The organism is Streptomyces sp. NPDC051364 (genome assembly GCF_040682115.1).
Classification (GTDB): domain Bacteria; phylum Actinomycetota; class Actinomycetes; order Streptomycetales; family Streptomycetaceae; genus Streptomyces.
In genome coordinates this window covers 114,881-130,812 of the sequence record NZ_JBFBAH010000008.1, presented here as the reverse complement: position 1 = coordinate 130,812, position 15,932 = coordinate 114,881, and the positions used below count along the sequence as shown (strand labels likewise).

Here is a 15,932-nt window from a genome sequence, read left to right as displayed (position 1 = left end):
TTGGGATGTCCGTCAGTTGGTGACGACGGTGACCTCACCGATCCCGAGCGCCCGCACCGGCGCCTCGATCTGCGAGGCGTCGCCCACCAGGACGGTGACCAGGCGGTCCACGGGGAAGGCGGCCAGGACGGCCGAAGTCGCCTCCACCGTGCCCGTTTGGGCCAGCTGCGCGTACAACCGGGCCTGGTAGTCGTCCGGGAGCTCCTGCTCGACCTGGTCGGCGAGCGTGCCGGCGACGGCCGCGGCCGTCTCGAACTTCAGCGGGGCCACGCCCACCAAGTTCTGCACTGCCACGTCCCGTTCGGCGTCGGTCAGGCCGCCCTCCGCGAGGGTGCGGAGCACCTTCCAGAGGTCGTCGAGCGCCGGGCCCGTGTTGGGGGTGTCCACGGAGCCGCTGATGGCGAGCATCGAGGCGCCCTTGCCGTCGGCGGTGGAGCGCAGCACCTGACCGAAGGCGCGCACGCCGTACGTGTACCCCTTCTCCTCGCGCAGCACCTTGTCCAGGCGTGAGGTGAGGGTGCCGCCCAGGCAGTACGTGCCGAGCACCTGCGCCGCCCAGACCCGGTCGTGCCGGTCCGGCCCGATCCGGCCGATGAGCAGCTGCGTCTGGACCGCGCCGGGCCGGTCCACGATGACCACGCGTCCGCTGTCGTCGGCGGTCACCGGCGGCACCGGGAGCGCCGCGGCGGTGTTGCCGGTCCAGGTGCCCAGGGTGTCGGCCAGTACGGCGTCCAGGTCGATGCCGGTCAGGTCGCCGACGACCACCGCGGTGGCGGTGGCGGGGCGTACGTGGGCCTCGAAGAAGGCACGCACGGCCGCGGAGTCGATCCGGGCGACCGTCTCCTCGGTGCCCTGGCGCGGGCGGGACATCCGCAGGGTGGCCGGGAAGAGCTCCTTGGAGAGCTGCTTGGCGGCGCGGCGCTGGGGGTTGGCCAGCTCGTGCGGGATCTCGTCGAGCCGGTTGCGCACCAGGCGGTCGACCTCGCTGTCGGCGAAGGCGGGCGCGCGCAGCGCCTCGGCGAGCAGGCCCAGCGCCTTGGCCAGCCGGGAGGCCGGGACCTCCAGGGAGACCCGCACGCCCGGGTGGTCGGCGTGCGCGTCGAGCGTGGCGCCGCAGCGCTCCAGCTCGGCCGCGAACTCCTCGGCGGAGTGCTTGTCGGTGCCCTCGGACAGCGCGCGGGCCATGATGGTCGCCACGCCGTCCAGGCCCTGGGGCTCGGCGTCGAGCGGCGCGGCGAGGTTGACCTCGACGGCCACGACCTGCTGGCCGGGGCGGTGGCAGCGCAGCAGGGTCAGCCCGTTGGACAGCGAGCCCCGCTCGGGAGCCGGGAAGGCCCAGGGCCGGGCCTCGCCGGCCTGCGGCTGCGGGTGGAAGGTCATCGTGACGGCTGCGGTGTCGCTCACTGCTCCGCCCCCTCGTTCTCGTCGTTCTCGTCGGCCCCGTCGGCCTCTGCCGGGAGCGGCTCGTACACCAGCACCGCGCGGTTGTCGGGGCGCAGTCGGGCCGCGGCCACGGCCTGCACCTCCTCGGCGGTGATGTCGAGGACCCGCTGGACGGCGCTGAGCGCCAGCTGAGGGTCGCCGAACAGTACGGCGAAGCGACAGAGTTCGTCGGCGCGGCCGGCCACCGTGCTCAGCCGGTCCAGCCACTCGCGCTCCAGCTGCGCCTGGGCGCGCTCCATCTCCTCGGCCGTCGGGCCCTCGGCGGCGAACCGCGCGAGCTCCTCGTCGACGGCCGCCTCGATGTCGGGCACCTCGACCCCGCTGGAGGTCTTCACGTCCAGCCAGCCGAGCGAGGGCGCGCCGGCGAGCCGCAGCATGCCGAAGCCGGCCGCGACGGCCGTCTGGTCGCGGCGTACCAGGCGGTTGTGCAGCCGGGAGGACTCGCCGCCGCCCAGGACGGTCAGCGCCACATCGGCGGCGTCGCACTCGCGGGTGCCGTCGTGCGGGAGCCGGTAGGCGGCCATCAGCGCGCGGGCCGGGACCTCCTCGACGATCTCCTCGCGCAGCTCCCGGCCCATGATCTCGGGCAGCGTGCCGTCGCGCGGCGGCTGCTTGCCGTCGTGCCCGGGGATGGTGCCGAAGTACTTCTCGACCCAGGCGAGCGTCTGCTCGGGGTCGATGTCACCGACGACCGACAGCACCGCGTTGTTGGGCGCGTAGTTCGTACGGAAGAAGGCGCGGGCGTCCTCCAGGGAGGCCGCGTCCAGGTCGGCCATGGAGCCGATCGGGGTGTGGTGGTACGGGTGGCCCTCGGGGTACGCCAGGGCGGTCAGCTTCTCGAAGGCCGTGCCGTACGGGACGTTGTCGTACCGCTGGCGGCGCTCGTTCTTGACGACGTCGCGCTGGTTCTCCATGGAATCGTCGTCCAGGGCGGCCAGCAGCGAGCCCATCCGGTCCGCCTCGAGCCAGAGCGCGAGCTCCAGCTGGTGGGCCGGCATGGTCTCGAAGTAGTTGGTGCGCTCGAAGCTGGTCGTGCCGTTGAGCGAACCCCCGGCACCCTGGACGAGCTCGAAGTGGCCGTTGCCGGGTACGCTCGCCGAGCCCTGGAACATCAGGTGCTCGAAGAGGTGAGCCAGACCGGTTCGCCCCTTGACTTCATGGCGCGAGCCGACGTCGTACCAGAGGCAGACCGCGGCGACCGGGGTCAGGTGATCCTCGGAGAGCACCACGCGCAGGCCGTTGGCCAGCCTGTGCTCGGTCGCTGTGAGGCCGCCGGAGCCGGCCTGGGCTGTGGCCGTGTGACCCATGGGCATGTGGTCCCTTCGATCGCGATGCAGAGATTTCCGTCAGACCTGCCACTGTATGCAAGCGCGTCGGGGACCGGAGAAGTTCCCGGCTCAGACCTGGGTCGGAGTCGGCGTTGTCGGTGCCTCGGGCCACAATGGTCCGCGACAACCCCCGTCAGCCCCTGTCGCACCACCCGCCAGACCACCCGCAAGACCCCCAGCACACCTTCTTTCTTGGTTAAGGAGCCGCGCAGCGATGGCCCGCCGCAGCACGAAGACCCCGCCGCCGGAGGATTTCGAGGAGAAGATCCTCGACATCGACGTCGTCGACGAAATGCAGGGCTCCTTCCTCGAGTACGCGTACTCGGTGATCTACTCCCGCGCCCTGCCCGACGCCCGCGACGGCATGAAGCCGGTGCACCGGCGCATCGTCTACCAGATGAACGAGATGGGCCTGCGCCCCGACCGCGGCTACGTGAAGTGCGCCCGCGTCGTCGGCGAGGTCATGGGCAAGCTGCACCCGCACGGTGACGCGTCGATCTACGACGCCCTCGTACGCATGGCCCAGCCCTTCTCGATGCGGCTGCCGCTGGTCGACGGCCACGGCAACTTCGGCTCGCTCGGCAACGACGACCCGCCGGCCGCGATGCGTTACACCGAGTGCAAGATGGCGGACGCCACGTCGCTGATGACGGAGTCGATCGACGAGGACACCGTCGACTTCACCGCCAACTACGACGGCCAGGAGCAGGAGCCGGTCGCGCTGCCCGCGGCGTACCCGAACCTGCTGGTGAACGGCGCCTCCGGGATCGCGGTCGGCATGGCCACCAACATGCCCCCGCACAACCTGGGCGAGGTCATCGCGGCCGCCCGCCACCTGATCCGCTACCCGCAGGCGGACCTGGAAGCGCTGATGCGCTTCGTGCCGGGTCCGGACCTGCCCACGGGCGGCCGGATCGTCGGCCTCTCGGGGATCAAGGACGCCTACGAGAACGGTCGCGGCACGTTCAAGATCCGCGCGACGGTCTCGGTGGAGAACGTGACGGCCCGCCGCAAGGGCCTGGTCGTCACCGAACTGCCCTTCACGGTCGGCCCCGAGAAGGTCATCGCGAAGATCAAGGACCTGGTCGGCTCGAAGAAGCTCCAGGGCATCGCGGACGTCAAGGACCTCACGGACCGCTCGCACGGCCTGCGCCTGGTCATCGAGATCAAGAACGGCTTCCACGCGGAGGCCGTGCTGGAGCAGCTGTACAAGCTGACGCCGATGGAGGAGTCCTTCGGCATCAACAACGTCGCGCTGGTCGACGGCCAGCCGCTGACGCTCGGCCTCAAGGAGCTGCTCGAGGTCTACCTCGACCACCGCTTCGAGGTCGTGCGCCGCCGCAGCGAGTTCCGCCGGACCAAGCGCCGCGACCGGCTGCACCTGGTCGAGGGCCTGCTGGTTGCCCTGATCGACATCGACGAGGTCATCCGGATCATCCGGGACAGCGACAACTCGGCGCAGGCGAAGCAGCGGCTCATCGAGCGCTTCTCGCTGAGCGAGATCCAGACCCAGTACATCCTGGACACCCCGCTGCGCCGGCTCACCCGCTTCGACCGGATCGAGCTGGAGTCCGAGCGCGACCGCCTCACCGGCGAGATCGACGAGCTGACCGGGATCCTCGAGTCCGACACGGAGCTGCGCAAGCTGGTCTCCACGGAACTGGCGGCGGTCGCGAAGAAGTTCGGCACCGAGCGCCGTACGGTCCTGCTGGAGTCGGCGGGGACGGCCGTCGCCGCGGTTCCGCTGGAGGTCGCGGACGACCCGTGCCGGGTCCTGCTGTCCTCCACGGGACTGCTGGCGCGCACCGCCAACGGCGAGGCGCTGCCGGAGGAGGAGGGCGGCGCCCGCGCGAAGCACGACCTGATCGTCTCGCAGGTCGCCGCGACCGCCCGGGCCGATGTCGGCGTGGTCACCTCGTACGGGCGCCTGCTGCGGCTGTCGGTGATCGACCTGCCGCAGCTGCCGGACACCCACGCCGCGCCCAACCTGGCGGGCGGCGCCCCGGTCGGGGAGTTCCTCTCCGGGCTGGAGGCGGACGAGAAGGTGATCTGCCTGACCTCGCTGGACGAGTCCTCGCAGGGCCTGGCCCTGGGCACCGAGCAGGGCGTGGTCAAGCGGGTCGTGCCGGACTACCCGGCGAACAAGGACGAGCTGGAGGTCATCACCCTCAAGGAGGGCGACCGGATCGTCGGCGCGGTCGAACTGCGCACGGGCGAGGAGGACCTGGTCTTCCTCACCGACGACGCCCAGCTGCTGCGCTACCCCGCGGGCCAGGTGCGCCCGCAGGGCCGCCCGGCGGGCGGCATGGCGGGCATCAAGCTCGCCGAGAACGCCAAGGTGATCCACTTCTCGGCGATCGACCCGGCGCGCGACGCCGTGGTGTTCACGGTGGCGGGGTCGCACGGGACGCTGGACGACTCGATGCTGTCCGGAAAGCTCACCCCGTTCGACCAGTACCCGCGCAAGGGCCGGGCCACCGGCGGCGTGCGCTGCCAGCGGTTCCTGAAGGGCGAGGACCTGCTGGTACTGGCCTGGGCCGGCAACGCACCGGTCCGCGCGGCCGCGGCGAACGGCAGCCCGGCCGAACTGCCGGCCGTGGACCCGCGCCGCGACGGCTCGGGGGCCGCGCTGCCCGCGGTCGTCGCCGCTCTGGCGGGGGGCGTGCTGTAGGACGTACGGCGGCGTTCGGGTGGTGCGACCGGGGGGACGTACCACCCGAATGCCGACTAGTGTTTTCCTTCCGGGTGTTGGTGGGGGGAGTACACAGCTGATGAGTCGTCGGTCGGGCGGATTGATCGGGGACTGGGCCGAGGCCCAGCGCCGGCAGCAGCAGACACAGCTGATCCAGCAGCGGGAGGCCGAGCGCCGGCAGCAGTCCTACGAACGGGACCGGCAGCGGGCCCACGAACGCGACGCGAACCGGAGCCACCGGCAGTACCGCGAGGCCGAGGCCCTACGGCGCACCGCGCAGTTCGACGCCGAGGTCGACGCCCTCAAGGGCCTGTTGGTCGCGGGCTGCCGGGCACCGGCGTTCCGGATATCTGCCCTGGCCCGCTCCGAGCAGCTGGAACCCTTCGCCCCCGGGGCCCTGGCTCAGCCGGTGCCGATGCCCCGCATCGACCAGTTCCAGCAGCAGAGCAGCGGCTGGACGCTCGGGTCGAACCACCGGGCCCAGGCGGAGCGGGAGGCCCACGCCCGGTACACCCAGGCCTGGCAGGCCGCGAACGCCGCGGAGGCGCAGCGGCAACAGGAACTGGCGGCGTACCGGCAGCAGTACGACCGGTGGGCCGAGCAGCAGCTCGCCGGGGTACGGGCGCACAACAGCGGGCTCACCGAGCTGGCCGGCACCCTGCGCTCGGGCGACGCGGAGGCGGCGGTGGAGTACTTCTCGGCCGCCCTGTACGCCTCGACGGCCTGGCCCGAGGCGCTGCCCAGGCAGGTGGCGGCCGCGTACGACCCTGCGGCCCGCCAGCTGGTGCTGGACTGGGAGCTCCCCGGGTACGCGGTGGTGCCGGAGGCCAGGTCGGTGCAGTACCTGCCGAGCACGGACCAGGACAAGGTGAAGCCCCGCCCGGTCACGGAACGGCGGGCGCTGTACCGGGACCTGCTGGCGCAGTGCATGCTGCTGGTGGTGCGCGAGCTGTACGCGGCGGACGAGTTCGGCGTACTGGACTCGGTCGTGGTCAACGGGTTCGTGGACTGCCACGATCCGGCGACGGGGCAGGAGGCGCGGTTCGTGCTCTCCACCGTGCCGGCGGCGCGCAGCGCTTTCGCGGGGCTGCGGCTGGAGCAGGTCAGCGCGGTGGACTGTCTGGTGTCGGGGCTCGGCGGACAGCTGTCGGCGCGCCCCGACCAACTGACGGCGGTACGCCCCGGGCGCCGGCCCGACGAGGTCGGCGGGGGCGTCGTCAGCCATGGCGGGCAGGCGGGCGACGCGGACGAGGACGAACCGGATCTGTTCGTGATGGATCCGATCGCCTTCGAGAACCTGGTGGCGGAGCTCTTCAGGGCGATGGGCATGGAGGCGGTGACCACGCAGCGGTCGGGCGACGGCGGAGTGGACGTGGAGGCGCTGGACCCGGCCCCGATCCGGGGCGGGCGGATCGTGGTGCAGGTCAAGCGCTACCGGAACACGGTGCCGCCGACGGCCGTGCGTGATCTGTACGGCACGGTCCAGGACAAGGGGGCGAACAAGGGGGTGCTCGTCACCACGGCGTCCTTCGGGCCCGGGTCGTACACCTTTGCCAACGGCAAGCCGCTGGAGTTGGTTCCCGGGGCGGACCTGGTCGAGCTGCTCCACCAGTACGGGTTGCGCGGCCGGCTCGGCGGCGGTCCGGCGCAGCGCGCGACCGAGCCGGAGCCCGCCGCCCCTTCGGCGGACCACAACGTGCTCGGCATGTCCTGGTCGGGCGCGGTCGCCCTGGACGTGTGCGCCCTCGTCTGCACAGGTAACCGGGTGCTGAGCGAAGACCACTTCGTGTTCTTCAACAACCCGCGGACCCCGGACGGTTCGGTACGGGCCCGCGCCCACTCGGCCCCCGACAAGGCCGCGCTGGAGGTCTCCTTCGACGCCCTGCCCGAGCCCGCCGACCGCCTGGTCCTCGTCGCCGCGATCGACCCGGAGGCCGATCCGCACGCCGACCTCGCCGGGTTCACAGACGCTCACATCCGCCTGCTGTCCCCCGGCGGCGAGGAACTCGGCCGACTGGACGTCTCCGACGGGCGCGCCGCCGAGACCGCCCTGGTCCTCGGCTCGTTCCGGCGCCGCTCCAACGGCGACTGGGACTTCGTGATCGGCGGCAAGGGCTACCGCGGCGGCCTCGAGGACCTCCTCCGCGAATACGGCGTCGAGGTCGCCTGACCCCCGGGCGTCGCGTCCTACAGGTCTGCGGATTCGGGATCGGAATCGGGATCGCCGTACGGCTCGGGGTCGTACGGCTCCGGGTCGTACGGCTCCGGCTCCGGCCCGGTTTCCGCCTCCGCCGGGCGGTCGACGTAGCGGAGCACGCCCCACATGCTCTCCGGGAGCGCGTGCTGCGGGGCCGGTTCACGGCAGGCCTCCAGCTCGCGGAGCAGGGCGGGGCCGTCCGTACCGGCGCCGATCAGGACCAGCTGCGTCAGCCTGGCCTCGCCCCGGCCCCAGGGCTGCGGGGCGAACCGGAGGAAGCGGCCGACGGCGTGGACCTCGTAGCGCTCCTCGTGGCCGGCGACTCCGAAGTAGGCATAGCCCTTGATCCGGTACAGCCCGGCCGGCCGCCGGTCGAGGAAGTCAATGAACCGGCGCGGGTTCATGGCTTGCTCGGACACGAACTCCGTGCTCTCGTACACCGTGTGGGCGTGCCCGTTGTGGTCCCCGTCCTCCTCGTGCTCCGCGTCGCCTGCATCAACTGCGTCGAGCGCGTCTCTGGCCTGCGCGATCAGGTCCTCGAACGACAGCTGGCCCTGGGTCTCGGTCCACGGGCGGCGGTCGAAGAGCAGCTCCGGATCGATGCGGCCGTGGTCGGCGGCCACCACCGGCGTCCCTGGGCAGAGCGCGCCCAGCTCGCCCTCGATCCGGGCGCGCTCGGCGGCGTCGACCCGGTCGGTCTTGTTGAGGACCACCAGGTCCGCGACGGCGAGGTGGCGGTCGCTCTCCGGGTGCTCGCCCCGGGTCGAATCGAACTCCGCCGCGTCCACGACCTGCACCATGCCGCCGTACCGGATCGCCGGATTCTCGCTGGCCACCAGCATCCGAATCATCTCCTGGGGCTCGGCCAGCCCGCTCGCCTCGATGACGATCACGTCGATCCGGTGGACCGGCGCCGAGAGCTTCTCCAGGTACGTGTCCAGCTCGCTGCCGTCGACCGCGCAGCACAGGCAGCCGCCGCCGAGCGAGACCATCGAATCGCCGACCTGGCCCGCCACGGCCATCGCGTCGATCTCGATCGAGCCGAAGTCGTTGACGACGACCCCGATCCGGGTGCCTCCCCGGTTGCCGAGGAGGTGGTTGAGCAGCGTCGTCTTGCCGGATCCGAGGAATCCGGACAGCACGACGACGGGAATCGGCTGCACGGACGGCTGCGCGGGCGGCCGGACAGGCGGCTGAGCGGACTGCTGGGCGGGCTGACTGCTGTTCACCCCGCCGATCGTAGTCAGCCGAGCACCGGAACCGGCTCCGGCGGGTTCGGGCCGACGTACCGGGCGGCCGGGCGGATGATCTTCGAATCGGCGGCCTGCTCCAGGACGTTCGCGCTCCAGCCGACCACACGGGCCGCGCAGAACGTCGGGGTGAACATCTCGCGCGGCAGCCCGCACAGCTCCATGACCACACCCGCGTAGAACTCCACGTTGGTGTGCAGCTCCCGCCCCGGCTTGAGCTCGGCGAGGATCTCCTCGACGTGCCGCTCGACCTCGACGGCGAAGTCCACGAGCGGGCCGCCGAACTGCAGCGCGATGTCCCGCAGCATCCGCGAGCGCGGGTCCTCGGTGCGGTAGACGGGGTGCCCGAAGCCCATGATCCGGTCCCCGGCGAGCACCCGCCCGCGGATCCACGGGTCGATGCGGTCCGCCGTGCCGATGGCGTCCAGCGTGTCCAGGGCGCGGCTGGGCGCGCCCCCGTGCAGCGGCCCGGAGAGCGCGCCGATCGCCCCGGTGAGGCAGGCCGCCACGTCCGCGCCGGTGGAGGCGACCACGCGGGCGGTGAAGGTCGAGGCGTTGAAGCCGTGGTCGACGGTGGAGATCAGGTACTGCTCGACCGCCCGCGCCTTGACCGGGTCGGGCTCCTGTCCGGTGAGCATGTACAGGTAGTTGGCGGCGTACGGGAGATCCGCGCGCGGCTCGACCGGCTCCAGGCCCTGCCCCAGCCGGTGCAGCGCGGTGAGCAAGGTCGGTACGGCGGCGCAGGCGGCCAGTGCGTCGGCGGCCCGCCGCCCGGGGTCGAGGTCGTACACCGGGCGGAACCCGGCGGAGGCGCCGAGCAGCGAGAGCGCGGTCCGCAGCCCGGCGAGCGGGCCGGAGAGCGCTGTGGCCCGGGCGAGGGCGGGCAGTGCGTCGCGTACCGCGTCGGGCAGTCGGCGCAGCGGGGCGATCTCGGCGGCGAACGAGGCCCGCTCGGCGGCGTCGGCCGGCAGGGCGCCGCGGAACATCAGGTGCCACACGTCCTCGAAGCTGCGGCTCGATGCGAGCTCGACGGCCGAGTACTGGCGGTAGTGGTAGAAGCCCTCGCGGCCTCGGACGTCACCGAGTTCGGTCTCGGTGACCACGACTCCCGCGAGACCGCGGGGCACATCGACGGTGGTGTTCATGCATCGACCATCCATGATGGATTGAATCCTTGTCAATGTTGATTTAATCAATATATGTAGGGTGAGCGTCATGAACGACCAGGCGGAGGGCGAGCGCCGGATCAGCACCCGGCAGGCGGCGGAACTCCTGGGGGTGAAGCCCGCAACCGTGTACGCGTACGTCAGCCGGGGCCAGCTCACCAGCCGCCGCGACCCGGTCGGCCGCGGCAGCAGCTTCGACGCGCGCGAGGTGGAGGACCTGGCCCGGCGCAGCCGGCGCGAGGCGGCGGCACCCCCCGGCGCGGAGCTCTCCGTACGCACCTCGCTCACGCTCATCGAGCCCGACCGGTACTACTTCCGGGGCGTGGACGCCGTCGAGCTGGCCTCGCGGCACCGCTACGAGGAGGTCGCCGAGTGGCTCTGGACCGGGACGCTGCCGAGTGGCGTGCGGTTCACCGCTCCCCCGCAGGTACTCGCCGCCGCCCGGCGCGCGGTGGCCGCACTGCCCGAGCACAGCGGCCCGATCGACCGGCTGCGGGTGGCCACCGCGGCCGCAGCGGTGGCGGATCCGCTGCGCTTCGACCTGTCCGCGGAGGCCGTACTGGGCTCCGCGCGCTGCCTGATCCCGACGCTGGTCGGCGCGCTGCCCGAGGTGGGCCCGCCCGGCTGGCGAGGGGACGGCCGACTGGCCCGGCAGCTGTGGACCCGGCTGACGGCGCGCGAGCCGGACCCGGATGCGCTTGCCACGCTGGACCTGGCCCTCGCGCTGCTCATCGACCACGATCTGGCCGCCTCGACCCTGGCCGTACGGGTGGCCGCGTCGGCGCGGGCCCATCCGTACGCGGCGGTGTCGGCCGGCCTCGGCGCGCTCGAGGGCCCGCTGCACGGCGCGGCCGGACGGCTCGCGCACCGGATGCTGGTGGAGGCCCTGGAGCGGGGCGGGGCCGCGCCGGTGGTCGCGGACCATCTGCGGGCGGGACGGCGGGTTCCCGGACTCGGGCACCGGCTGTACGAGGGCGAGGACCCGCGGGCGACGGCGCTGTTCGCGCGGCTGGAGAACGTGCCGCAGGCCGGGCCCGCACTGGCGGCCGCCCGGGAGGTCGTCGCCACGACGGCGGCCCGGCGCGGCGGACTGCACGCCAATGTCGACCTGGCACTGGCTGTGCTGACGGTGTCCTGCGGGATGCCCGCGGAGGCCGGGGAGACGGTGTTCGCGGTGTCCCGGACGGCTGGCTGGATCGCGCACGCGCTGGAGGAGTACCAGGAGCGGCCGCTCCGGATGCGCCCGAGCGGCCAGTACCAGGGACCCCGCCCGCCACAGCCGATGCCGTGACGGGCCCGCGGGCAGCAGGCAGCAGGAGGTCAGCCACAGGTGCATACACATGGGATATTCCACTCAGGCCGAAGGCGACCTACCGTTGCTGGTCATGCGGTTCCTCCACATGAGCGCTCGGCGCCTCGGGCTGCCCAGACGGGCCGTCTCGCAGATCCTGCTGACCCAGCTGGCCATCGCCGCCGGGGTCGCCGTGCTGGCCACCGGGCTCTTCCTGGCCCCGCTCAGCACGCAGCTCGACGACCAGGCCATGCGGCGCGCCCTGGCCATCGCCCAGAGCGCGGCGGCCGACCCGTCGCTGGCCGCCGACCTCCTCGACTCCGGGCCGACGGCCGACAGCCCCGTGCAGGCCTCGGCCGAGCGGATCCGCCGCGCCACGGGCGCCGAGTACGTCGTCGTCATGGACCTGGACGGGATCCGCCGCTCGCACCCCGGCACCGACCGGATCGGCCTGCCCGTCTCCACCGACCCGAGCGACGCCCTCGCGGGCCGCGAGGTCATGGAGATCGACGAGGGCACGCTCGGCCGCTCCGCCCGCGGCAAGGTTCCGCTCCTTGCGGCCGACGGGGAGATCGTCGGCGCCGTCTCCGTCGGCATCGCCTACGACAGCGTCCGCGACCGGCTTCTCGGCACCATCCCGGGCCTGCTCGCCTACGCGGGCGGCGCCCTCGCGGCGGGCGCGCTCGCCGCCTACCTGCTGTCCCGCCGGATCCAGCGGCAGACCCGCGACCTGGCCTTCTCCGACATCGCCGGACTGCTCGCCGAGCGCGAGGCGATGCTGCACTCCATCCGCGAGGGCGTGATCGCCCTCGACCGCGACGGCCGGGTCCGGCTCGTCAACGACGAGGCGGCCCGCCTGCTGGGCCTCGCGCCGGAGACGGCCGCCACCGTCGCCGGGCGCCCGCTGGACGACGTACTGGGCACGGGCCGCACCACCGACGTCCTCGCCGGCCGCGTGACCGGCCGCGACCTGCTCACGGTCCAGGGGCCCCGGGTGCTGGTCGCCAACCGGATGCCCACCGAGGACGGCGGCGCCGTCGCCACCCTGCGCGACCGCACCGAGCTGGAACACCTCGGCCGCGAGCTCGACTCCACCAAGGGCCTGATCGACGCACTGCGCGCACAGGACCACGAGCACGCCAACCGCCTCCACACCCTCCTCGGCCTGCTGGAGCTGGGCCTGCACGAGGAGGCGGTGGAGTTCGTCACCGAGGTCGTCGGAGTGCACCGCAGCACCGCCGAACAGGTCACCGAGAAGGTCCACGACCCCCTGCTGGCCGCCCTTCTGGTGGGCAAGGCGACCGTCGCTGCCGAGCGCGGCGTCCCGCTGCGCCTCGCCGACACCACCTTCCTGCCCGACTGCCTCGTCGACCCCGGCGGCCTCGTCACCATCACGGGCAACCTGGTGGACAACGCCCTGGACGCTTCGGCGGGCTCCGCGGCACCCCTGGTCGAGGTCGAGCTGCGCGCCGAGGGCCGTACGGCGATCCTCCGGGTGCGGGACAGCGGGCCCGGCGTCCCGGCAGCCCGCCGCGAGGAGATCTTCACCGAGGGCTGGTCGACCAAGCAGCCCAAGGCCCACCGCGAGCGCGGGCTCGGTCTCGCACTCGTACGCCGCCTCGCGGAGCGGCAGGGTGGCACGGCCCGGGCCGGCGAGGCAGCGGACGGAGGGGCGGAGTTCTCCGTCGTACTCCCGGAGGCCCTGCGATGAACGAGACCCCGATCCATGACATCCACGTATTGGTCGTCGACGACGACATGCGTGTTGCCCGGATCAACGCGGCGTACGTGGCGAAGGTTCCCGGCTTCCGCGTCTGTGCCCAGGCCCATTCGGCGGCCGAGGCCCTGGCGTACCTCGGCACCCACCCCGTCGACCTGATCCTCCTCGACCACTACCTCCCGGACGAGAACGGGCTGGACCTGGTCCGCCGGCTGCGCCAGCTCGGCCAGCGCACCGACGTGATCATGGTCACGGCCGCCCGCGACCTGGCCACCGTCCAGTCCGCCATGCGCCTCGGCGCCCTCCAGTACCTGGTCAAGCCCTTCACCTTCGCCGGCCTGCGCACCCGGCTGGAGGCGTACGGCTCCCTGCGCCGCACCCTGGAGACGGGCGGCGAGGCCGAACAGGCCGAGGTGGACCGGATATTCGGCGCCCTTGCCGCGGCCGGCTCCCCGAACGAACTGCCCAAGGGCCACTCCGCCACCACCGCCGAACTGGTCCGCCAGGTCCTGCGCTCCGCCGAGGGCCCGCTCTCCACCCAGCAGATCGCCGACCGCGCCGGCATCAGCCGCCAGACCGCCCAGCGCTACCTGAAACTCCTGGAGCGCAGCGCCCGGGTCACCCTGGCCCTGCGCTACGGCGAGACGGGCCGCCCCGAACACCGCTACTCCTGGCTCCCGTCCGAGGGTGCCTGACCGCCGGACGGGAACCCGCTCAGACGGCCCCGGCGCCGGTCAAGGAGCGAACCTCCGTCTCCGCGTGCTTCGCCTCGTCCGGCTCGTCCGCCGAGGTGACCGTGCCCAGCCAGCCCGCCAGGAAGCCCAGCGGGATCGAGACCAGGCCCGGGTTCTGCAGCGGGAAGAACTGGAAGCTCACCCCCGGGAAGAGGGAGTCCGGGCTGCCAGAGACCACCGGCGACAGGACGACCAGCACCACCGCCGGAATCAGGCCCCCGTACACCGACCAGACGGCGCCCCGCGTGGTGAAGGAGCACCAGAACAGCGAGTACAGCAGCACCGGCAGATTGGCCGAAGCCGACACCGCGAAGGCCAGCCCGACCAGGAACGCCACGTTCAGGTCCTGGGCGAGCAGCCCCAGGGCGATCGCCACCGCCCCGATACCGACGGCCGCGACCCTGGCCACCGCGACCTCGCTGCGCTGGCGCGCATGGCGGCGCTTGAGCGAGGCGTACAGGTCGTGCGCCACCGAGGCCGAGGACGCCAGCGTGATCCCCGCGACCACGGCCAGGATCGTGGCGAAGGCGATCGCCGCCACGAAGGCGAACAGCACCGCGCCCCCGGTCGAGCCCGCCCCGCCGCCCAGGAAGGCCGCGAGCAGCGGAACCGCCGTGTTCCCCGAGGCGTTGGAGGCCCGCACCGCGTCCGGACCCACCAGCGCGGCCGCCCCGAACCCGAGCACGATGGTCATCAGGTAGAACCCGCCGATCAGCGCGATCGCCCACACCACCGACCGGCGGGCCGCGCGCGCGGTCGGCACCGTGTAGAACCGCGACAGGATGTGCGGCAGCCCGGCCGTTCCGAGGACCAGCGCGAGGCCGAGGCTCATGAAGTCGACGCGGGAGGTCCAGTCACCGCCGTACTTGAGCCCCGGGCTCAGGAACCGCTGCCCGTGCCCGCTGCGCTCGGCTGCGCTGGTGAGCAGCTGGTCGAAGTTCCCGTGGAAGCGAAGGAGTACGAGCACGGTGAGGGTGACCGCCCCGCCCATGAGCAGCACGGCCTTCACGATCTGGATCCAGGTGGTGGCCCGCATGCCGCCGAACGACACGTAGACCACCATCAGCGCCCCGACCCCGATCACGGTCAGCGTCCGGGCCGCGGTGCCCGAATCACCGAGCAGCAGGCCCACGAGGCTGCCCGCGCCGACCATCTGTGCAACCAGGTACAGCACCGAGACGGTGACGGAGGAGGTGCCGGCGGCGATCCGGACGGGCCGCTCGCTCATCCGGGCCGCGACCACGTCCGCGAGGGTGAAGCGCCCGCAGTTGCGGACGAGTTCGGCGACGAGGAACAGCACGACGAGCCACGCGACGAGGAAGCCCACCGAGTACAGCAGGCCGTCGTAGCCGAAGAGGGCGATCAGGCCGGAGATGCCGAGGAAGGAGGCTGCGGACATGTAGTCGCCCGCGATGGCGAAACCGTTCTCCAGGGGGGAGAACAGCCGCCCGCCGGCGTAGAACTCCTCGGCCGAGCCGTGACGGTTGCGGCTGACCCAGGTGGTGATGCCCAGGGTGACCGCGATGAAGAGGCTGAACAGGATCAGCGCGAGGGCCTGGTGCTCGGTGGTCACCGGCCGGCCTCCCGGGCGCGGATCCGCTCCTGGCCGCGCTCCTGCTCGAAGACCGTCCAGCGCAGGTCCAGCGCGGCCCTGTCACGGCGCAGCCGCGCGTGCCGGGCGTACGCCCAGGTCAGCAGGAAGGTGCTGAGGAACTGGCCGAGCCCCGCCAGCAGGGCGACGTTGACCGCCCCGACGACGGGCCGGGCCATGATCCCCGGCGCCATGGTGGCCGCGACCACGTAGGCGACGTACCAGAGGAAGAATCCGGCGGTCGCGGGGACGACGAACCCGCGGTAGCGGCTGCGGACCTCCTGGAAGGCGGCGCTGCGCTGCACTTCGAGGTAGATGTCGGATGCCCCGGGCGCGGCCCGGCCGCCGGCGGCGGGACGCGGGGGCGCCGGGTCCTCGCCCTCGCCCTCCCCCCAGCCGACGGCGAGCGCGTCGTACCAGGGGTCGTCGAGCCGGATCGTTCCGGCATCAGGACCTTCGTGCTTGTCCACCGAACTCTCCTTGTCCGCCGCCGCATTGGCCGCGTGCCCACAAGGATGTG

General features: G+C 72.6%; 11 protein-coding genes. 5 read left to right on the top strand and 6 right to left on the bottom strand.

The window, feature by feature from the left end; genetic code table 11:
- Positions 1-12: 12 nt before the first annotated feature.
- Both AB0M76_RS19490 and AB0M76_RS19485 read right to left on the bottom strand, forming a co-directional pair.
- A complete protein-coding gene (locus AB0M76_RS19490) occupies positions 13-1,380 on the bottom strand; it encodes a pitrilysin family protein (protein WP_365954154.1) in 1,368 nt (455 codons plus the stop codon).
- Positions 1,381-1,400: 20 nt separating this feature from the next.
- The gene (locus AB0M76_RS19485; protein ID WP_365954009.1) at positions 1,401-2,750 is read right to left on the bottom strand and encodes a pitrilysin family protein; all 1,350 of its coding nucleotides are present in this window, start codon (positions 2,748-2,750) and stop codon (positions 1,401-1,403) included.
- A 235-nt stretch (positions 2,751-2,985) separates the two neighbouring features.
- Between AB0M76_RS19485 and AB0M76_RS19480 the strand changes: the two genes are divergently transcribed.
- Entirely contained in the window at positions 2,986-5,442 is a 2,457-nt protein-coding gene (locus AB0M76_RS19480) for a DNA topoisomerase IV subunit A (protein ID WP_365954007.1), read from the top strand.
- Positions 5,443-5,542: 100 nt separating this feature from the next.
- Positions 5,543-7,633: a restriction endonuclease gene (locus AB0M76_RS19475; RefSeq protein WP_365954006.1), complete on the top strand. Its 2,091-nt coding sequence runs from the start codon at positions 5,543-5,545 to the stop codon at positions 7,631-7,633.
- 17 nt (positions 7,634-7,650) lie between these two features.
- On the opposite strand, the gene AB0M76_RS19470 is transcribed toward AB0M76_RS19475, so the two are convergent.
- Together AB0M76_RS19470 and AB0M76_RS19465 are read right to left on the bottom strand one after the other, a co-directional pair.
- Entirely contained in the window at positions 7,651-8,823 is a 1,173-nt protein-coding gene (locus AB0M76_RS19470) for a GTP-binding protein (RefSeq protein WP_365954153.1), read from the bottom strand.
- An 80-nt stretch (positions 8,824-8,903) separates the two neighbouring features.
- Positions 8,904-10,070, bottom strand: a complete 1,167-nt coding sequence (locus AB0M76_RS19465) for a citrate synthase/methylcitrate synthase (protein ID WP_365954005.1) — start codon at positions 10,068-10,070, stop codon at positions 8,904-8,906.
- A 55-nt stretch (positions 10,071-10,125) separates the two neighbouring features.
- Between AB0M76_RS19465 and AB0M76_RS19460 the strand changes: the two genes are divergently transcribed.
- The 3 genes from AB0M76_RS19460 (at position 10,126) to AB0M76_RS19450 (ending at position 13,782) form a co-directional block, all read left to right on the top strand.
- Complete coding sequence (locus AB0M76_RS19460; RefSeq protein WP_365954004.1) at positions 10,126-11,367, top strand: citrate synthase; 1,242 nt, start codon at positions 10,126-10,128, stop codon at positions 11,365-11,367.
- 109 nt (positions 11,368-11,476) lie between these two features.
- The gene (locus tag AB0M76_RS19455; protein ID WP_365954152.1) at positions 11,477-13,078 is read left to right on the top strand and encodes a sensor histidine kinase; all 1,602 of its coding nucleotides are present in this window, start codon (positions 11,477-11,479) and stop codon (positions 13,076-13,078) included.
- Positions 13,075-13,782, top strand: coding sequence for a response regulator (locus AB0M76_RS19450; RefSeq protein WP_365954003.1), 708 nt, complete (start codon positions 13,075-13,077; stop codon positions 13,780-13,782). Before AB0M76_RS19455 ends, AB0M76_RS19450 begins: the two co-directional genes overlap by 4 nt.
- 19 nt (positions 13,783-13,801) lie before the next feature.
- Here AB0M76_RS19450 and AB0M76_RS19445 read toward each other — a convergent pair whose 3' ends face one another.
- Both AB0M76_RS19445 and AB0M76_RS19440 read right to left on the bottom strand, forming a co-directional pair.
- The gene (locus tag AB0M76_RS19445) at positions 13,802-15,394 is read right to left on the bottom strand and encodes a cation acetate symporter (protein ID WP_365954002.1); all 1,593 of its coding nucleotides are present in this window, start codon (positions 15,392-15,394) and stop codon (positions 13,802-13,804) included.
- Complete coding sequence (locus AB0M76_RS19440; RefSeq protein WP_266662990.1) at positions 15,391-15,882, bottom strand: DUF485 domain-containing protein; 492 nt, start codon at positions 15,880-15,882, stop codon at positions 15,391-15,393. The genes AB0M76_RS19445 and AB0M76_RS19440 overlap by 4 nt, the downstream gene beginning before the upstream one ends.
- Between the last annotated feature and the right edge of the window lie 50 nt (positions 15,883-15,932).